Annotated in this window: 9 protein-coding genes and 1 pseudogene; all 10 read right to left on the bottom strand. The window is 75.8% G+C overall.

All coding sequences use genetic code 11. The features are described 5' to 3' along the window. Positions 1-3: 3 nt before the first annotated feature. Complete coding sequence (locus Dfulv_RS14765) at positions 4-1,596, bottom strand: (2,3-dihydroxybenzoyl)adenylate synthase (protein ID WP_259863538.1); 1,593 nt, start codon at positions 1,594-1,596, stop codon at positions 4-6. Then, the gene (locus tag Dfulv_RS14760) at positions 1,586-2,779 is read right to left on the bottom strand and encodes an isochorismate synthase (RefSeq protein ID WP_259863537.1); all 1,194 of its coding nucleotides are present in this window, start codon (positions 2,777-2,779) and stop codon (positions 1,586-1,588) included. Before Dfulv_RS14760 ends, Dfulv_RS14765 begins: the two co-directional genes overlap by 11 nt. A gap of 28 nt (positions 2,780-2,807) precedes the next feature. Further along, positions 2,808-3,557, bottom strand: coding sequence for a 2,3-dihydro-2,3-dihydroxybenzoate dehydrogenase (locus tag Dfulv_RS14755; protein ID WP_259863536.1), 750 nt, complete (start codon positions 3,555-3,557; stop codon positions 2,808-2,810). Between the two features lie 56 nt (positions 3,558-3,613). Beyond that, positions 3,614-4,957, bottom strand: a complete 1,344-nt coding sequence (locus Dfulv_RS14750; protein ID WP_259863535.1) for a cation:proton antiporter — start codon at positions 4,955-4,957, stop codon at positions 3,614-3,616. Beyond that, positions 4,950-5,753, bottom strand: a complete 804-nt coding sequence (locus Dfulv_RS14745) for a siderophore-interacting protein (RefSeq protein ID WP_259863534.1) — start codon at positions 5,751-5,753, stop codon at positions 4,950-4,952. The genes Dfulv_RS14750 and Dfulv_RS14745 overlap by 8 nt, the downstream gene beginning before the upstream one ends. After that, entirely contained in the window at positions 5,750-6,556 is an 807-nt protein-coding gene (locus tag Dfulv_RS14740; RefSeq protein WP_259863533.1) for an alpha/beta fold hydrolase, read from the bottom strand. The genes Dfulv_RS14745 and Dfulv_RS14740 overlap by 4 nt, the downstream gene beginning before the upstream one ends. Beyond that, a complete protein-coding gene (locus Dfulv_RS14735) occupies positions 6,547-8,292 on the bottom strand; it encodes an ABC transporter ATP-binding protein (protein ID WP_259863532.1) in 1,746 nt (581 codons plus the stop codon). The genes Dfulv_RS14740 and Dfulv_RS14735 overlap by 10 nt, the downstream gene beginning before the upstream one ends. Next, entirely contained in the window at positions 8,285-9,949 is a 1,665-nt protein-coding gene (locus tag Dfulv_RS14730; RefSeq protein WP_259863531.1) for an ABC transporter ATP-binding protein, read from the bottom strand. The genes Dfulv_RS14735 and Dfulv_RS14730 overlap by 8 nt, the downstream gene beginning before the upstream one ends. Continuing rightward, on the bottom strand, positions 9,946-18,840 hold the full coding sequence (locus tag Dfulv_RS14725) for an amino acid adenylation domain-containing protein (protein ID WP_456319236.1): 8,895 nt from the start codon (positions 18,838-18,840) through the stop codon (positions 9,946-9,948). The genes Dfulv_RS14730 and Dfulv_RS14725 overlap by 4 nt, the downstream gene beginning before the upstream one ends. Positions 18,841-18,858: 18 nt before the next feature. Beyond that, positions 18,859-20,109: pseudogene (locus Dfulv_RS49050) on the bottom strand (amino acid adenylation domain-containing protein); the annotation flags it as partial. Positions 20,110-20,281: the final 172 nt, after the last annotated feature.

Below are 20,281 nucleotides of genomic sequence, written 5' to 3'. Positions count from 1 at the left end.
GGTTCAGCCTTCCTGGGTGGCACGCAACGTGGCGCGCAGCACGCGTCGGCTCACCTTGCCGACGCCGGTGACGGGGAACGCGTCCAGGATCTGGAGGCGGTCGGGGATCTTGTACTCCGCGAGGCCGCGTCCCCGCAGGTAGCGGCGCACCGTCGCCAGCGTGACCGGAGCCTGCCCGGCGCGGACGACGACATAGGCGCAGCTGCGTTCGCCGAGGTACGGGTCGGGCACCGCGACGATCGCGGCGTCGTGCACGGCCGGGTGGGTGAGCAGGTGGTTCTCCACCTCCTCGGCGGCGATCTTCTCGCCGCCCCGGTTGATCTGGTCCTTGGCCCGGCCCTCGACCACGATGTAGCCGTCGGCGCGCACGCGGACCAGGTCGCCGGTGCGGTAGAAGCCGTCGGCGGTGAACGCGACCCGGTTGTGCTCGTCGGCGCGCCAGTAGCCGCGGATGGTGTAGGGGCCACGGGTGAGCAGGTGCCCGACCGTGCCCGGCGGGACCGGGCGGTCGTCGTCGTCGACGACCCGCACCTCGTCGTCGGGCGAGATCGGCCGTCCCTGCGTGTGCAGCACGATCTCGTCCGGGTCGTCGAGCCGCGTGTAGTTGACGAGCCCCTCGGCCATCCCGAACACCTGCTGGAGCCGGCAGCCGAGCACCGGCGTCACCCGGGCGGCGACGGTGCTCCCCAGTTTCGCGCCGCCCACCTGCAGCAGCCGCAGGCTCGACAGGTCGGGCGGTGCAGGTGCGGCGGCGACGGCGTCGAGCCACAGCTGCGCCAGCGGCGGCACAACCGCGGTGACGGTGACCCGCTCGGCGGCGATCAGCGGCAGTACCGTGGCCGGATCCGGACGCCGGGCCAGCACCACCCGGCCGCCCGCGTGGAACACTCCGAGCACGCCCGGCGAGGACATCGTGAAGTTGTGCGCCACGGGGAGCACGGCCAGGTAGACGCTGTCCTCGGTGAGGGCGCAGATCTCGGCGCTGGCCCGCACGCTGTAGAGGTAGTCGTCGTGAGTGCGCGGGATGAGCTTGGGCAGTCCGGTGCTACCGCCGGACAACTGCAGGAAGGCGGTTTCGCCGGGCCACGGCCCGGGCGGCAGGTGGCTCGTGTCGGCGTCGTAGAGGCCGGCGAGCGCCGTGTGCTCCCCCGGGTCGCCGGCCACGACGACGGTGGCGCCGCCGGCGACGGCGGCGAGCGTGCGGTGGTCGAAGCCCTCGTGCACGTCGGTGGTGACGAAGGCGACGGCCTCGGTGTGCGAACAGAAGTAGCCGATCTCGGCGGCCCGGTGCGCCGGCAGCGCGAGGACCGGGAGGGCGCCGAGGCGGAACAGCGCGAAGACGACGTCGAAGTAGTCGGCGGTGTTGGGCAGCTGCACGACCACCCGGTCGCCGCGGCGGACGCCGAGACGGTGCAGGCCGGCCGCCAGCGACAGCGCGCGGTCGCGCAGCTCGCGGTAGGTGACGTGCCGCTCGCCGTCGACGACCGCGACCCGGTCGCCGTGGGTCGCGGCCCGCTCGCGCAGCAGCGCGTCGAACGTCTGGCCGGTCCAGTAACCGCGCTCGCGATACCGCCGGGCGAACTCGTCAGGCCACATCGGACTGCTCCGGGCTGGTCAGACCGAGCGCGGCGAGCATCGTGCCGAGCTTGGCGGTGGTCTCGACGAGTTCCGCGGCCGGGTCGGAGTCGGCCACGACGCCCGCTCCGGCGAAGAGGTCGAGCCCGTCCGCGTCGGCGGTGGCGCAGCGGATGGTGACCGCCCACTCGCCGTCGCCGGTGGCGTCGACCCAGCCGACCATGCCGGTGTAGAAGCCGCGGTCGAACGGCTCCAACGAGGCGATGGCCGCGCGGGCCGCCGCGGTCGGGGTGCCGCACACCGCGGGCGTCGGGTGCAGCGCCGTGGCCAGGGTCAGCGCGGACACGGCCGGGTCGGTGACCGCACCGGTGATCAGGGTCGACAGGTGCCACATCGTCGCCGTGCACACCAGCGACGGCTCCGCGGGCACGGTGAGCTCCGCGCAGTACGGGCGCAGCGCCCGGGCGACCGCCTCACTGACGACGGCGTGCTCGTGCCGGTCCTTGGCCGAGCGCAGCAGCGCCGCCGCGCGGCGGCGGTCCTCGGCGGGGTCCGCGCTGCGGGCCGCGGATCCGGCGAGCGGGTTGGCGGTGACCACCCGGCCGTGGCGGGCGACGAGCAGTTCGGGGCTGGCGCCGAGCAGGGTGCGCCCGCCGCCGAGGTCGACGCCGAAGGTGTACCCGCCGGGCTCGCGGGCGGCGAGTGCCCGCACGACCGGCGCCGGGTCGAAGCCCGGCGCGCCGACCCGCAGCGACCGGGCCAGCACCACCTTGGTGTAGTCGCCGGCGCGGACCTGCCGGACCGCCGCCGCGACGGCAGCCGCGTAGCGGTCCGGCGGCGGCACCGGCCGCACCGACGCCACGCCTGCCGGCGCCGGCGGCGTCTCCACCGCCGTGGGCGGACCGCTGCGGCGCAGGCGCAGCGGCACGACGAGGTGGGCGGCGGCGTCCGGCGCGAACGGGACGGCCCCGACCACGGTGCGTACCTCGTGACCGGCGGCCTCGGCCACGCCGAGCACGGCGTCGACGCGACGTGCCAGGTCGGCCAGGCCGTCGCGGCGGCCGGACGGCGGCACCGCGAAGTAGGTGCCCTCGGCGAGCAGCGTGCCGCGCGGCGAGGCGAACAGCGACGAGCTGCCGGGGCGGTAGCCGGCCAGCAGCTCGGCCGCGGCGCTGCCGGCGGTCGCGGCGGAGACGGTAGTCACGCGGGGTTCTCCCTTCGGGCGGCGGCGCTCACGCGCGCAGCGTGGCGCCGCCGTCGACGTACAGGTCGTGCATGGTGATGTGCCGCGCCCGGTCGGAGGCGAGGAAGAGCACGGCGTCGGCGATGTCCTCAGGCTCGGCGAGGCGGCCCAGCGGGATGCCGGCCCGGAACGCTGCCGGGTCGCCGGCGATCACTGCGGCCGGGCCGTTGTCGGTCCACAGCGCCCGCTGCATGGGTGTGTCGGTGGAGCCGGGGGCGACGACGTTGCAGCGGATCCCGTACGGCGCCAGCTCCAGCCCGAGGCTCTTGGTGAAGTGGGTGGCGGCCGCCTTGGAGGCGGCGTACGCGGCCATGCCCGAGCGCGGCACGCCGGCCGCGTTCGAGGAGACCGTCACGATCACGCCGGCGCGGCGCGGGACCATCCGCCGGGCCACCGCCCGGCCGGCGTGGAAGACGCCGGTGGCGTTGACCGCGAACGTGGCGGCCCAGTCCTCGTCGGCGTAGTCGAGCACGGCTCCGGTCCGCAGCACCCCGGCGACGTTGACGAGCACACTGATCGGGCCGGTGCGCTCGACGGCGTCGACGAGCGCGTCGACCTGCCGGGCGTCGGCGACGTCGGCCACATGGGCGGTGATGGCCGGGTGGTCGGCGGCGAGCCGCTCCACGCCCTCGGCGTCGCGGTCGGCCGCCGCTACCGGGACGCCCTGGGCCGCGAACGCGAGCGCGACGGCCCGTCCGATGCCCTGCCCGGCCCCGGTGACCAGCACTGTTCCGGTCACGCGACCTCCGCTGCGCTCCGGAACGGTCATGCGTCCTCCGCTTCGCTCCGGAACGGTCATGACGCCCTCCCCGCGAGCGCGAGCTCGCGCTCGGCCTCGGCTTCGGTCTGCTCGACGCGGGTCATGGCGCGGCGCAGGATGGGCGGACCCATCACCGAGGTGACCACGGCGATCAGGACGATGACGGTGTACGTCGCGACGGAGAGCACGCCCAGGCGCAGTCCTGTGGTGGCGACCACGACCTCGACCACGCCGCGGGCGTTCATTCCGGCGCCCAGCGCGATGCCCTCCCAGTGGGAGAGCCGGCTGGCGCGGGCGCCGAGGTAGGCACCGGCGAACTTGCCGAGGATCGCCACCGCGAGCAGCGCGGCCGCGGCGGCGAGCACCACGGGGTCGGCCAGGGCGGTGAGGTCCATCCGCAGGCCGGCGGTCGCCATGAACAGCGGCGCGAGCACGGACAGCACGACGGTGCGCAGCGGCGTGAGGTCCGTCCACAGCGTGCGGCCCTCGCGGGCGGCTTCCGGCGCGCGCGCCTCCTCGGCGCGGACCAGGCCGATGAGGATGCCCGCGACGAACGCGCCGAACAGCGCCTCCATCTTCATCGCGTGGGTGGCCGCCGCGCCGAGCAGCACGATCACGACCGAGACGGTGACCCGGGGGCCGCCGTCCTTGGCGCGCCCGGCCAGCCGCAACGCCCACCGCACGAGCGGGCGGCCGACGAGCAGCGCGGCGGCGATGAAGCCCAGCAGGTACACGACGGAGAGCGTCACCGAGTCCGCGTGCACACCGGTGGTGGCCGCGGCCGACACCACCGACAGCAGGAACCAGCCGACGGCGTCGTCGACCATGCCGGCGCCGAGCGTCAGCTGGCCGATGTCGCGGTGCAGCAGGCCCATGTCGGCGAGCGTCTTGGCGATCACGGGGATCGCGGTGACGCACATGGCGACGCCGAGGAACAGGGCGAAGACCGAGCGTTCGGTGCCGTCGGTGAGCAGCGCGGCCGGCACCAGGAACCCGGCGCCGATGCCGAGGCCGAGCGGGATGAGCAGCCCGGCGAGGCTGACCCGCACGCCGGTGGCCCCGCGGCGGCGCAGCATCGCCACGTCGAGCTGCGCCCCGGTGACGCCGACGAGCAGCAGCACGCCGAGCTGGGCGACGGCGTCGAGCAGGTGCAGCTGGTCGGCGTCGGCGGGCAGCACGAACGACAGCGCGCCCGGCGCGAGCGCACCCAGCAGCGACGGGCCGAGCACGACGCCGGTGAGCAGCTCGCCGACGAGCGCCGGCAGGCCGAACCGGGTGGCGATCCGGCCCAACGCGAGCGCGACGAGCAGCAGCAGCGACACCTGCAGCAGGAAGACCAGCAGGGTGTGCGGTTCCAGGCTGGGCAGCGGGCTACTCATCGTCGTCCTCGTGGTGGTCGAGGTTGACGGTGCCGCGCTTCCAGTAGCCGTCGATCTCCGTCCAGTTCCGGTTGAGGCCGAGGCCGCGCAGGTGGCGGCGGATCGGCTTGAGGCCGGTGGCCTCACCGGCGATCCAGACGTAGCCGTCGCCGGCCGGCAGCTCGACCGCCGGGATCGCGGCTTCGAGGGACTCGCCGCGGTCGCGGTACAGCCAGCGGACGGTGACGTCGGCCCCGGTCGCCAGCGGTTGCTCCTCGGCGGCGTCGGCGACCTCGACGAACGCGAGCGCCCGCGCACCGTCCGGCAGCTGCTCCAGCCACGCGGCCAGGGCCGGCAGGGCCGTCTCGTCGGCGCCGAGCAGGTACCAGTCGAAGGTCAACGGCACGAGGTTGGACCCGCGGGGGCCGAGGATGCCCAGCCGCTGCCCTGGTGCCGCCTGCCCGGCCCACGACGCGCCCGGGCCGTGGCCGTGCAGCGCGAAGTCGATGTCCAGCTCGAGCTGCTCGGGCCGCAGATGACGCACCGTGTAGTCGCGGTAGATCGGCTGCGGGGAGCCGGGCGGCGGCGGTTCCAGGCCGTCCTCGCCGAGCGTCGGCATGACCGGCAGGTCCGCGCCGGGCTCGGGGAAGAAGACCTTCACGTGGTCGTCGGGGGCGGCGTGGCAGAAGCCGTCGAGCTGCTCGCCGCCGAAGGTCACGCGGACCATGCGTGGCGTGAGCCGCCGGACACGGCGCACTTCGAGCAGCCTCGGGGTCAGGTCGTGCCAGACAAGCTCAACCTCACGGACTGCGGTCATGCGGGCTCCTTCGTGTCGAGAAAGGCGAGCAGCTCGGCGTTGAGCCGGTCGGGTTGTTCGAGGTAGCCGTAGTGGCCGGCGTCGGGAATCTCGACGTAGCGGGCACCGGGAATGGCGTCGGCGACCTCACGGCAGCCACGGGCGGGCGCGATGAGGTCGTCGGCGAAACCGACCACCAGGCACGCAGTGGCGATCTTGGGGTAGGCGTCGAACCGGTCCGCGTCGGCGTCGAGCTCGAGCCGGCTGGCGGACTCGGCGCCGGGTAGCGGCAGCTCGAAGATGTCGAGCCAGTCGCGGGCCTTGCGGTCGTCGGCGAGGGTGCGCGGCGAGAGGTTCAGGGCGGCGCGGACCGCGGCGACATAGGCGTCCAGCAGCACAAGCCCGGCCTGCTCCACGGCGCGCTCGGCGATGGTGAGGGCGGTGAGATAGGCGGACGGGCGACCGAAGGTCGCCATGAGCACGGCCCGGTCGACGAGATCGGGGCGTTCGAGGCAGAGCTCGGCGGCGACCCGGGCGCCCATCGACGAGCCGACGACCCGGCACGGTGCGAGGCCGAGTCGTTCGACGAGGTGTGCCGCGTCGCCGACAAGGTCGGTGACGGTGACCAGTTCGGGCGTGTCACTCGGCGGGATGCCGCGGGTGTCGAAGGTGACCACCCGGTAGCCGGCGGCCACCAGCGCGGGCACCTGGTACAGATGCCAGGTGCGGCCGCGCGCGCCCGTGCCGGCGAGCATGAGCACTGCCGGGCCGGTTCCCGTGTCCTGGTAGTGCAGGCGTGCCCCGCAGGTGTCGATCAGCGGCATGATTCCTCCGGTGCGGACGTGGTGAGCCGGCCCGCGTGCAGCCGCACGACGCGGGGCAGCCGGTCGATCGTGGTCTGCCGGTGTGCGATCACCAGCACGGTGCGGTCCTCCCGCAGCCGGGCCATGGCCGCCTCGATGCGGTGCGCGGTCTCCGGGTCGAGGTCGGCGGTCGCCTCGTCGAGGATCAGCACCTCGGGGTCGATCATCGCGGCGCGCAGCAGGCCGACCAGCTGGCGCTCGCCTGCCGACAGCCGCTCGCCGCGGGAGCCCAGCTCGGCGTCGACGCCGCCGGGCAGGCCGGCGACCCAGCCGGTGAGCCCGAGCCGCTCGGCCGCGCGGGCGTAGTCGTCCCGCGACGGCCGGCCCGGCGTCAGAGCGAGGTTGTCGGCGAGCGTGCCGCCGATGAGGTGGACCTGCTGCGGGATGAGCACGAGCCGGCGGCGCAGCTCGGCCGGGTCGAGGGCGGCGAGGTCGGTGCCGCTGGCGCGGACCGTGCCGGTGTCCGGGCGGTACAGGCCGCAGAGCAGCTTGGCAAAGGTGGTCTTGCCGGATCCGGTCTCGCCGACGATCCCGGCGTGCTCGCCGGGTCCGAAGTGGACGGTGATGTCCTGCAGCACCGGCTGTCCGTCCCGGTAGGCGTACGTGACGGCGTCCGCGCAGAGCCCCGGCAGGTCGGTGCCGGCCGGCCCGGCCGCCCCGCGGTCCGGCGCGGCCGTGGTCAGGACCGCGGCCGGCGCGGCTTCGTCGGTCGACGTGGCGTCGAGGAGGTCGAGCAGGCGGGCCAGGCCGACGCGGGACTCCAGCAGCTCGCCCGCGACGAGCGTGAAGTCGTCGACCGAGCTGAACAGGTCGCGGCTGGCCAGGACGAACGTCACCACGACGCCGACCGTCACCAGGTCGGCGCCGGCCAGCAGGCCGCCGCCGACGAGCAGCGCGGCGCTGGTCAGGCCCTGCACGATCCAGGTGCCGTCGATCCAGGTCGCGGCGCGCTGGGCACCGCGGGCCGTGGTGTGGTAGCGCTCGGCGTCGCCGCGCAGCCGGGCCAGCCACGTGCCGGTCGCGCCGTCGAGCTGCAGCTGCTCGCGCGCCTGCAGGCTCTCCGCGAACGTCGCAGCGACGGTCGCCTGCGCGGCCGCCTCGGCCGGATAGGCGCGCTGGGCGGCCCGCCGGAACGTCCGGGCGAGCAGCCACATCGGCGGCGCGAACACCACGAGGAGCAGCGCGGAGAGCTGCCACGACGAGGTCAGCAGCACGACCGTGGTGAAGACGAGATAGCCGCCGAGGGAGATGAGGTCGGGCAGCTGGCCGCGCACGAACGTGGCCAGCTCGGCGATCTCGACGGTGGTCCGCTGCAGCAGGTCGCCGCCGCGGTGCGCCTCCAGGAATCGCAGCGGGGTGCCGCCGAGCCGCTCCACGACCAGGTCCCGCAGCCGGTGCACGACCCGCTCACCGGCCCGGGTGAGCAGCACCTCGGAGGCGCGCAACAGGACCATCCTGGCGATCACCAGCCCGAGCACCGCCCCGGCGGCGACCAGCAGCCCGGTGCGGTCGTGGTCGAGCAGGCGGTCGACGGCGCGGCCGATGAGCACCGGCACGAGGGTGAGCGCCAGCGTCGAGAGCAGGTTGACCGCGACGGCGCCGGCGATCCCGGCGCGGTGCGGGCGCAGGTACGGCCAGGCGCGCCGCAGCACCCGCCGCTGGTCCGGCTCCTCGCTGAGCATGCGTACGTCAGCCACGGCCGACCAGCTCCCCCGCGGTCTCGGCGGCGGTGGGCAGGCCGCCGCCCAGGTCGACGACGCGGTCGGCGCACCCGGCGACGGCCGGGCGCGAGGTCGCGAACACGATCGTGACGCCGAGGCCGCGCAGGCCGTCGAGGATGCGCCGCTCGGTGGCGGCGTCGACCGCCGAGGTCACGTCGTCGAGCAGCAGCACCCGGGCGCCGCGGAGCAGGCCGCGGGCGAGCGCGAGGCGCTGCAGCTGCCCGCCGGAAACGGCGCTGCCCCGCTCCCCCACCTCGGTGCCGAGGCCGCCGGGCAGTGACTCGACGAAGCCGAGGATCGCCGCGAGCCGGCACGCCTCGCGCAGGTCGGTCCCGGTGATCGCGGACCGGCCGAGGCGCAGGTTGTCCTCGATGGTGCCGGACAGCAGCAGCGGCCGCTGCGGCACCAGCGTGACCGCCGCGCGGACGGCGTCGAGCTCGGCCGCCCGCAGGTCGGTGCCGCCGTACGCCACGGATCCGCCGGCCGGATCCTCCAGCCGGGCCAGCAGCCGCAGCAGCGTGGACTTGCCGGTGCCGACGCCGCCGACGACGGCGACGAACTCGCCGGGCTCGACGGTGAGGTCCGGCAGTCGCAGCGACCGGCCGGGCCGCTCCACCGTCAGGCCCTCGGCGCGCAGCGCGCCCGAGGCGGGCAGCGGCACCGGGTCCGGCGGCTCGGCCAGGCCGGGCACGGCGTCGAGCACGGCGCCGATCCGGCCGGCCGCGGTCCACGCGTCGCCGAGCTGGTTGAACCGGAGCGTGAGCATCATGACCTGGCGGCCGAGCAGCATCATCCAGCTGGCGAACGAGACCAGGCCACCGACCGAGAACCGCCCGTCGAGCACGGCGAGGCCGCCCACGGCGACACCCACGGCGGTGGCGAGCCACGGCACGAACGGCGCATGGGCCGACCAGGCGGCCGCGATCCGGGCCAGCACGAGAGTGCGGTCACGCACCGTGGCGCTGGCGGCGTGGTGCCGCTCGACGAGGACGGTCTCGCCGCCGAGGCCACGCACGGCGGTACTGGCGGACAGCAGGTCCTCGACGGTGTCGGCCCGGGCGCCGTGCGCGGCGGACAGCGCGGCGTTGGCCCGCTCGTAGCGGCGCGGGTACCACAGGTTGACCGCGATGAGCAGCGGTACCGTGGCCAGCCCGACCACCGCGAGCAGCGGGTCGAGGGCGGCGACGACCACGAGGACGGCACCGAACCCGAGCACGCCGCTGGCCAGCGACGGCACCGTGGCCAGCCACACGACGACCTGCTCGACGTCGCGGGTGCCGCGGACCACGAGGTCACCGGCGGAGAACCGGTGCGCGGTCGCGGCGTCCCAGCCGAGCACCCGCCCGGCCAGGCGCAGCAGCAGCGCGTTGCCGGTGCGGACCCCGGCGAGCGTGGCCCACCAGCGCATCGCGAGCTCGGCGCCGGTCAGCCCGGCCGACACGGCCAGGGTGGCGCCGGCCCACAGCAGCAGGGCCCGCCGGTCGCCGGTGGTGATCCCGGCGTCGAGCGCCCGGCCGAGGCACCACGGCAGCAGGATCAGCCCGGCCTGGTAGCCGAGGCCGCCGACCCACGACGCGGCCAGGCCGCGGGCGGAACGGCGCACGGCCCAGCGCAGCAGCACGGCGGGGGTCATCCGGTCACCTCCGCGAGGGCCGCGACGGTCCGCAGCGCGACGAGGTCGGCGAGCCGCAGATCGACGCCCTCGGCGCGGGCCCTGGTGGCGAGCCGCATCGCGGCGATGCTGTCCCCGCCGAGGTCGAAGAAGCTGTCCTCGGCGCCGACCGACTCGAGGCCGAGGGTCTCGGCGAACAGCGCGGCGAGGCGCTCCTCGGCAGGGCCGGCCGGCGGGCGGCCGGTGGCGTAGGAGGGGCGCGGCAGGGCGGCGCGGTCCAGTTTGCCGTTGACGGTCAGCGGGACCGCGGCGATGGGGACGACCGCGGACGGCACGAGATAGGCCGGCAGCCGCTGCCCGGCCCACGCGCGCAGCTCGGCCGGCTCGGCGGCGCCGACGACGTAGGCGACGAGCCGGCCGCCGTCGGCGACGACCACGGCCTGGGCGACCTGCGGGTGCTCGGCGAGCACCACGGCGACCTCGCCCGGCTCGACCCGGTGACCGCGGATCTTCACCTGGTCGTCGGCGCGGCCGAGGTAGTCGATCCGCCCGTCCGGCGTCCAGCGCACGACGTCGCCGGTGCGGTACAGGCGCGACCCCGCGGCACCGGAGAACGGGTCGGCGACGAACCGGCCGGCGGTGAGCCCCGGACGGCCCAGGTAGCCGAGCGCCAGCTGCGCGCCCCCGATGTACAGCTCACCCGCCACGCCCGGCGGCACCGGGCGCAGCCGGGCGTCGAGAACGTACAGGGCGGTGTTGGCGACCGGGCGGCCGATGAGCGCGCGCGGCACCTCCTTGACCCGCTGCACCACCGCGTCGACGGTGCACTCGGTGGGGCCGTAGAAGTTGTACGACTCGGTGTGCGGCAGGGCCGCCATGGCCGCCCACAGCGGATCCGGCACGGCCTCGCCGCCGACGCCGAGCACGGCCAGCCCGGCGGCGTCGAACCCGGCCGCGAGCAGCTGCTCCAGGTGGGACGGGGCCACCTCGATGACGTCGATGCCGTTGTCGCGCAGCAGCGCGGCGAGCAGCTGCGGGTCGCGTCGCGGCTCGTCGGTGACCAGGTGCAGCTCGTCGCCGCCGAGCAGGGCGAGCAGCGGCTGCCAGGACGCGTCGAACGCGAACGACCAGTTGTGCGCGACCCGCAGCGGCCGGCCGAGCCGGGCCGCCGCCGGGCCGAGGATGCGGTGCCGGTGGCTGTGGAACAGGTTCACCACGGTCCGGTGCGGCACCAGCACGCCCTTGGGCCGGCCGGTGGAGCCGGAGGTGTAGATGACGTACGCGGGGTGGTCGGGGGCCGGCCCGTCCGGCACCTGACCGGCTGGTATCTGACCGGCCGGCAGATCGCCGTCGACCAGAATCGTCGCGGTGCCCGGCGGCAGCAGCTCCGCGGTGGATCGGTCGGCGAGCGTGACCACCGGCCGCGCGTCGTCGAGCATCGCGGTGATGCGCGCGGGCGGGTACTCCGGGTCGATCGGCAGGTAGGCCGCGCCGGAGGCCATCGCCCCGAGGATGGCCGGCACGATGTGCTCGCCGCGGGGCAGCAGCAGGGCCACGATCCGGCCGGGTCCGGCCCCGGCGGCCGCCACGGCGGCGGCGACCCGGTCGGCGTCGGCGGCGAGCTGGGCGTACGACCATCGCCGCGAACCGACGACGAGCGCCGTCGCCTCCGGTGTCCGCGCCGCCCACCCGCGGACCAGGCCGGGCAGCGCGGCCGGGGTGACCGGCACGGAGCCGGCGTTCCACTCGACGAGCATGCGGTGCCGCTCGGCGGGCGTGAGCGCATCGGTCCGGTCGGTCGGCCGGCCGAAGTCGGCGGTCACCTCGACGGCCAGGGCGACCAGGCGGTCGAGCAGCAGCCGGGCGGTGTCCGCGGTGAAGATGTCCGGGCGGTACTCCAGGGCCAGGTGCAGTCCGTCGTCGTCGGCGGCCACGAGCGTCAGCGGGTAGTGGGTGGCGTCGCGGCTGGTGACCCCGGCGAGTTTCAGCCCGGCCGCGCGCTGGCTCTCGTCGAGCCGGACCGCGTCGACCGGGTAGCTCTCGAAGACGACGAGCGAGTCGAACAGCTCGCCGCCGGCGATCCGCTGGATGTCGGCGAGGCCGAGATGCTGGTGGTCGAGCAGCGCCGCCTGCTCGGCCTGCAGCCGGGCGAGGAACGCGGCCCAGGTCTCGCCGGGCGTGAGCCGGGCGCGGACGGGCACGGTGTTGATGAACAGGCCGATGGTCTCGCCGGCACCGGTCAGCTCGGGCGGGCGCCCGGCGACGGTGGCGCCGAACACGACGTCGTCGCGGCCGGTGAGCCGGCCGAGCAGCACTGCCCACAGACCCTGCACGAGGGTGTTGGGGGTGAGGCCCCGGACCCGGGCCGCGGCGACGACGGCGGCCGGGAGCTCGGCGGTCACCTCCGCGGGCAGCCCGGCAGGTTGTTCAGCCGACCGGCCGGTGACACCGGGCGCGACGAGCGTCGGCTCGGCGACGCCGTCGAGGGCCGCCCGCCAGGCCGCACGGGCCGCCTCGCGGTCGGCGGCGGCCAGCCAGGCGAGGAAGTCGCGGTACGGGCGGGCCGGCGCGGGCAGCGTGCCGGCGTAGCCGGCGAACAGCTCCCGCGCGATGAGCGGCCCGGACCAGCCGTCGACGAGCAGGTGGTGCTGGGTGAGGACGAGCCGGTGCCGGTCGGTGCCGAGCCGCAGCAGCAGGAAGCGCAGCAGCGGCGGTTCGGCCGGGTCGAACGGCGCGGCGCGTTCGGCGTCGGCGAGCCGGTCGGCGGCGGCGCGGCGCTCGGCCTCGGGCAGCCCGGTGAGGTCCTCGGCCCGCCACGGCGGGGTGAGGGGCCCGGGCACGACCTGCACGGGCGCGCCGGTCGTGGTGGTGGTGAACGCGGCCCGCAGGTTGGGGTGGCGGTCGAGCAGGGTGCGGGCCGCGGCGGCGAGCCGCGGCTCGTCGAGCTCGCCGTCGAGGTCGAGCTGCTGCTGGACGGTGTAGACGTCGGCGGCCTCGTCGAGGGCGTGCAGGTAGTACAGGCCCTCCTGCAGCGGCGTCAGGGGCAGCACGTCGGTCAGCCCGGGGTAGCGCGCCGACAGCGCGTCGAGGGTGTCCTGGTCGACGGGGGCGAGCACGTCCGACGGGGTGAGGCCGGCGGTGACCGGCGCCGCCGCGAGCTCGGCGAGGGCGGCGGCCCACGCGTCGAGCAGTTCCCGCACCGCGGCCTCGGTGCGGACCCGGCGCGGGTAGGCGGCCGAGAGGACCAGCTCACCGTCCACGATGGACGCCTCGACGGCGAGCACGTGCCGGGCGGCCAGTTCGTCGCCGGCGTCGCCGCGCAGTCCCTCACCGGCCACCGGCGTCCACGGCGCGTCCGGTGCGTCGCCGGTGCTGTCGGCGCGGCCGAGGTAGTTGAGCTGGATCGGCGGCGTCGGCAGCCCGGCCAGCTCCGGCGCGGTGGCCGGGTTGAGGTGGCGCAGCAGGCCGTAGCCGATGCCGCCGTCGGGTGCGGCCCGCAGCAGTTCCTTGACCTGCTTGACGCCGGCGCCGGCGGGGAGCCGGACCGGGCGGACGGTGGTGAACCAGCCGACGGTCCGCGCCAGGTCGGCGCCGGGCAGCAGCCGTTCCTCACGGCCGTGGCCCTCCAGCTCGACGAGCAGGTCCCGGCCCGGCACCGCGGCGCTGAGCGCGGCGAGCAGCACGTCCTGCACGGTGGCCCGGTAGGCGGCCGCGACGGTGGCGGCGTCGGCGGGCAGCCGCACGGTGACCTGGTCGAGCGAGCCGAGCGTGTCGGCGGCCGGGTCGAGGGCGACGTCGGTGAGGTAGGCGGGCGGACCGGTGAACACGCCGCGCCAGTACGGCAGCTCGGCGGCCCGCCGCCCGGCCTCCTCGGCGAGCGCGAGCGCCCAGACGCGGAACGGGGTGCCGGGCGCCGGCGGCGGACTGCCGGCGGCGAGGTCGGCGAGCAGCACCGGCCAGGAGACCGCGTCAACGGCGAGGTGGTGCACGGTCAGCCGCAGCCGGTCGCCGTTGAGGTCGGCACGGACCAGACGGCCGGCGACCGGGTCGAGCGGGGCGCCGAGCAGCGACTCCGCGCGGACCGCGCCGGGCGGCGGCACGTGCAGGCCGGCGCCGGTCCAGCGGGCGCGCAGCAGGTCGTGCCGGTCGAGCAGCGCCTGCAGACGGGAGACCAGCCCGGCCTCGGTCAGCCCGGCCGGGGCGCGCAGCAGCATCGACTGGCTCAGCCTCGGGTCGGCGGGGTCGAGCTCCAGCATGACGGGTGTCGCCGGTACGTCACCCCACCCCTCGGCCGCGTCGTACCGCTCCTCCGTCACTGGGGTGGCGATCGCGGCGAGGCCCTCGACGGTGGGCCGTGCGAAGACGTCGCCGGCCGAGATCCGCCAGCCGGCCGCGCGGGCGCGGGCGGTGAGCTGCAGGGCCAGGATGCTGTCCCCGCCGAGGGCGAAGAAGCTGTCCCGCACGCCGGCCCGCGGCAGGCCGAGCACGTCGGCGACGAGTCCCGCGAAGACGGTTTCCGCCGCGGTACGCGGGGCGTCGTCGCCGGTGCGGGCGGCGAAGTCCGGTGCGGGCAGCCGGCGCCGGTCGAGCTTGCCGTTCGGGCTGAGCGGCAGCGCGTCGAGCCGCACGAACGCGGCCGGCACGAGATGCTCCGGCAGTGTGCGGGCCAGCTCCGTGGCGAGGTCCTCAGGCCCGTCGCCGACGACGTAGGCGACGAGGCGCACGGCCGGGCCGTCCGCGCGGGCGACGACGGCGGCGGCGGTGACCCCGGGCAGGGCGGTGAGGGCGGCCTCGATCTCGCCCGGCTCGACCCGCAGGCCGCGGATCTTCACCTGGTCGTCGGTGCGGCCGGCGTACTCCACGACGCCGTCGGCGGTGACGAGGGCGAGGTCGCCGGTGCGGTAGAGCCGGTCGCCGGGCGTTCCGAACGGGTCGGCCACGAACCGCTGGGCGGTGAGGCCCGGCCGGCGCAGGTAACCGCGGGCGAGCTGGACGCCGCCGAGGTACAGCTCGCCGGTGACACCCGGTGGGACCGGGCGCAGCCACGGATCGAGGACGTGGACGCGGGTGTTCCAGACCGGCCGGCCGATCGGCACCGAGGCACCCGCGGCGGCCGGGTCCACCGGGTGGTGGGTGACGTCGACGGCGGCCTCGGTCGGGCCGTAGAGGTTGTGCAGCTCGACGCCGGGCAGCACGGCGCCGAAACGGCGGGCCAGGTCGGCGGGGAGCGCCTCGCCGCTGCAGATGACCCGGGTGAGCGGCAGGCCGGCGACGGTCTCCTCGTCCAGGAACGCGCGCAGCATCGACGGTACGAAATGGACGGTGGTGACCTGTTCGCGGCGGATCAGCGCGGCGAGGTACGCCGGGTCGCGGTGCCCGTCGGGGCGGGCGACGACGAGAGTGGCCCCGGCCAGCAGCGGCCAGAAGAACTCCCAGACCGACACGTCGAAGCCGGCCGGCGTCTTCTGCAGCACCCGCTCCCCCGGCCGCAGCCCGTACTCGTGCCGCATCCACAGCAGACGGTTGACGATGGCGCGGTGCGAGACGGTCGCTCCCTTGGGCCGGCCGGTGGAGCCGGAGGTGTAGATGACGTAGGCGGCGGCGCCGGCGGGCAGCGCCGGCGGGTCGACCGGCCCCGCCGGCTCCTCGTGGACGTTGTCCGGGGTGATGACGATGCCGGCGCGCGAGTCGGCGAGGAGGTAGTCGTTGCGGTCCTGCGGGTGGGAAGGGTCCAGCGGCAGGTAGGCGGCGCCCGCCCGGTGCACGGCGTGCAGCGCCACGACGAGCTCGATCGAGCGGGGCAACGCCACGGCCACGACGGTCTCCGGCCCGGCGCCGCGTTCCCGGAGCCGGGCCGCGAGCCGGTCGACCCGCGCGTCGAGCTCGGCGTAGGTGAGCGTCTCGCCCTCGAAGACGAGCGCGGTCGCTCCGGGGTCGCGCCGGACGGCCGCGGCGAACAGCGCCGGCAGCGTGGTGTCCGGCACCGGGTGCGCGGTGAACGGCGCATCGGCCGGGGCCGGGAGCGCCCGCCCGACCGGCGCTGCCGGGGCGGCGGCGATCTCGGCGAGCAGCGCGCCGTACCGGTCGAGGATCTCCTCGGCGGCCGCCGCCGGGTAGACGTCGGTGCGGTAGGCGAGGCCGAGCCGCAGCCGCTCGGCGGGCGCGACGGCGAGCGTGAGCGGGTAGTGCGGCGCGTCGTCGCCGGTCACGCCGGTCATCCGCAGCCCGCCCTCACCGGTCGCGGCGTCGAGCCCGGCGGTGTCGAGCGGGTAGCTCTCGAAGATGGTGAGCGTGTCGAACAGCCCGCCTTCGAAGCCGGGTCCGGCGAGGCGTTGCACGGCGGTGAGCGGCAGGTGCTGGTGGTCGAGGAGTCGCGCCTGGCCGTCGCGGAGCCGGTCGAGCAGGCCGGTCCACGGTTCGGCGGGGTCGAGCGGCACACGGACCGGCAGCGTGTTGATGAAAAAGCCGATCATGTCCTCGACGCCGGGCACCTGCGCCGGGCGGCCGGAGACGGTGGTGCCGAAGACGACGTCGGTGCGGCCGGTGAGCTGCACCAGCAGGACCGCCCATGCGGCCTGGACGACCGTGTTCAGGGTGACCTGCCGGTCGCGGGCCAGCGCGACGAGCCGCTCGGTGACCTCGGCCGGCAGCTCACGTTCGAGCTGGCCGGGCCGTTCGGACAGGACCGGTCCGGCCCCGGGCGCGACCAGGGTGGGCTGGTCGAGGCCGGCGAGGGCCTCGCGCCAGGCAGTTTCGGCGGCGGTACGGTCGGTGCCGCCGAGCCAGCGCAGATAGTCCCGGTAGGGCCGCGGCGCGGGCAGCTCACGGCCGGCGTAGAGGTCGAACAGGTCGCGGACGGCGAGCGGCGTCGACCAGCCGTCGAGGAGCACGTGGTGGTTGGTGAGCACGAGACGGTGCCGCTGCTCGCCGGTCCTCAGCAGGGCCATCCGCAGCAGCGGCGGGTCGGCGAGGTCGAACGGACCCGCGTCCTCCTCGGTCTCGCTCCACGGTAGTTCGACTCGCTCGCTGACGACCTGGCGCAGGACGCCGCCCGGGCCGGTGACGAACGAGACGCGCAGCGTCTCGTGGCGGTCGAGCAGCGCCTGCCCGGCGGCCCGCAGCCGGGCCGGGTCGAGCGGGCCTTCAAGGTCGATGACCTGCCGCACCACGTAGGGGTCGACGTCCTCGGCGACGGTCGCCAGGAAGACCAGGCCCTCTTGCAGCGGCGTGAGCGGCCAGACGTCGGCGAGGCCGCCGGGACGGCGCTCCAGTGCGTCGATTTCGTCCTGGCCGAGACCGGCCTGCGTGAGGTCGCTGGGCGTGCGCCCGCCGTCCACCGTGTCCACCGTGGACAGTGCGGCGAACCAGTCGGCCGCCAGCTCCCGCACTGCCGTCTCGGTGAGGACGCCGTCGGGGTAGGTGAGGGCCGCGGTGAGCCGGCCGTCGACGACGGAGACGTTGACCTCCAACGCGCGGGCGAGTGGCATGGCCGGGTCGGCGTCGCCGCCGAGGCCTTCCACCGGACTCCAGTCACCCCCGGCGGCGCCGGCGCCGCCGAAGCGGCCGAGGTAGTTGAACAGGATCTGCGGCTCGGGCCGGGCGGCGAACTCGGCGCGGGCGTTCGGGTTGCGGTGGCGGAGCAGGCCGTAGCGGGCGCCGGCGTCGGGCACGGCCCGCAGCTGCTCCTTGATCCGCTTGATCGCGGCGCCGGGGCCGTCGCCGCCGGGCGCGAGGCGGACCGGGTACTCGGTGGTGAACCAGCCGACGGTGCGGCTCAGGTCGCTGCCGGGGACGAGCTGCTCCTCCCGGCCGTGCCCCTCCAGCTCGACGAGGACGGTGTCCCGGCCGGTCCGGCGGGTGACGGCGAGGGCGAGCCCGGCGAGCAGGACGTCGGCGACGGTGGCGTGGAAGGCGGCCGGGAGGGTGTCGAGCAGCGGCGCGGCCTCGCCGGCCGGCAGCTCGACCGTGACGGTGCGGGCGGTGGCGACGGTGTCGCGGGCGGGGTCGACGGCCCGCTGGCCGAGCAGCGGTTCGGGGTCGCCCGCGAGGACGGACCGCCAGTACGGGAGCTGGCGGTCGTCGCGGGCGGCGGCGTCGAGGCCGGTCGCCCACTCGCGGAACGACGTGCCGGCCGCGGGCAGTTTCGGCGCGTGGCCGGCGGCGACGGCGGCCCAGGCGGCGGCGAGGTCGGGCAGCAGGATCCGCCAGGACACGCCGTCGACGACGCTGTGGTGGACGGCAACGCCGACGGCGTCACCGCTCCAGACGACCTGGACCACGGTCCCGCGGGCGGGGTCGAGCCGACCGGCCGCCGCGGCGAGCGCGGCCTCGACCGGTTCGCCGGTCCGGTCGACGATCGTGCTCGCCGGGACGGTGCCGGGCGGCGGGACGGTGAGGCCGGTGTCCGTCCGGCGGGCGCGCAGCAGGTCGTGGCGGTCGAGCAGGGCCTGGACGACCGCGTGGAGGCCGTCGAGGGTGAGGCCGGCCGGTGCGCGCAGGACCATCGACTGGCTGTACCGGCCGGACGGGCCCGCCTCGCGCAGCCAGGCGAGCGCGGGTGTGTCGGGCAGGTCGCCGAGGGCGGCGCCGGCGTCCGCCTGGCGGGGTGCCTCGGCGGGGGCGGCGACCGCCGCGAGCGCGGCGACGGTCCGCAGCTCGAACACCTGTCGCGGGGTGATCCGCAGCCCGGCGGCGCGGGCCCGGGCGACGAGCTGGATGCTCACGATGCTGTCGCCGCCGAGGGTGAAGAAGCTGTCCTCGATCCCGACGGCGGGCAGCCCGAGCACCTCGGCGAACAGCCCGCAGAGGAGTTCCTCGGCGGGGGTACGCGGTGCCGCGTCCCCGGCGAGCGCGCCGAAGTCGGGCGCGGGCAGGGCCCGGCGGTCGATCTTCCCGGCGACGGTGACCGGCATCCGGTCGAGGACCACGACGGCGGCGGGCACGAGGTGGTCCGGCAGCCGGGCGGCGGCCCACTCGCGCAGGTCGCCGGGATCGCCGACAACGTAGGCGACGAGCCGCCCGTCGTGAGCGACAACGTGCGCCTGCGACACCTGCGGGTGCTCTGTCAGCACCGCGGCGACCTCACCCGGCTCGATCCGGAACCCACGGAGCTTCACCTGATCGTCGGCCCGGCCCACAAACTCCAGCGACCCGTCCACCGCCCACCGCACCACATCCCCGGTGCGATACATCCGCCCACCCGCCCCGAACGGATCCGCGACAAACCGCGCCGCCGTCAACCCCGGACGAGCCAGATAACCCCGACCCAACTGCGCACCCGACAGATACAACTCCCCCGCCACCCCCGGCAGCACCGGACGCAGCCAACCGTCCAGCACATAGGCCCGGGTGTTGCCGATCGGGCCACCCACCGACGGCGACACACTGTCCGCGACCCACGCCAACAATGTGTCCACCGTGCACTCCGTCGGACCGTACAGATTCACCCCGACCGTGCCGGGCGCCTCGCGCAACGCCGTCCACAGTGCCGGCCCGGCCGCCTCGCCGCCCAGCATCACCAGGGCCGGGGCGTGGTCGAGCAGGCCGGCGGACACGAGTTCCTGCCCGAGTGACGGGGTGACGTCGAGGGCGTTGATGCGGTGCGCGGCGACATAGGCGACGAACAGCGCCGGATCGCGACGGGTCTCGTCGTCGAGCAGATGCAGCTCATGACCGGCGACCAGCCACAGCAGCCCCTCCCACGACGTGTCGAACACCGTCGCCGCCGACAGCGCCACCTTCAGGCGTCGCTCCCCCGACACCGGCTCGATCAACCGCTCCCGATGATGGTGGAACAGGTTCATCAGGCTCGCGTGCTCGACCACCACCCCTTTGGGCCGGCCCGTCGAGCCGGAGGTGTAGATGAGGTAGGCCGCAGACCGCGGGTCCGCGGTGGGCAGTTCCGCGTCGGCGGTCTCTTCGAGCAAGGCCGGCGTCACCACGACCGCGGGTGCGGCATCGGCCAGGAGGTAGTCGATCCGCTCGGCCGGATAGCCGGCGTCGACCGGCAGGTACACCGCACCGGACACCAGCGCGGCCAGCCAGGCCACGACCGCGTCCTCGGTCCGCGGCAGCAGCACCGCGACGACCTTCTCCGGGCCCGCGCCGCGGGCCACCAGCACCTTCGCCAGGCGCTCCACCCGCGACCACAACTCCGCGTAGGTCAACGCCGCCGCACCGAACCGCAACGCCACCGCGTCCGGCCGCGCCGCCACCGTCTCCCGCAGCGCATCGACCACCGTCCGGGCCGGGACAGGCAGCAGCGTGTCTTGCGCGGGGACCACGGCCGCCGCGGGCAGCGCCGCGAGGCGGGCCGACGGGTCGGCCGCGAACGCGGCCAGCAGCGCGGTCAGG

Source organism: Dactylosporangium fulvum (assembly GCF_025137375.1).
Taxonomy (GTDB): Bacteria; Actinomycetota; Actinomycetes; order Mycobacteriales; family Micromonosporaceae; genus Dactylosporangium; species Dactylosporangium fulvum.
The sequence above is the reverse complement of the archived record's forward strand: the minus strand, read 5'-3'. Positions and strand labels throughout refer to the sequence as shown.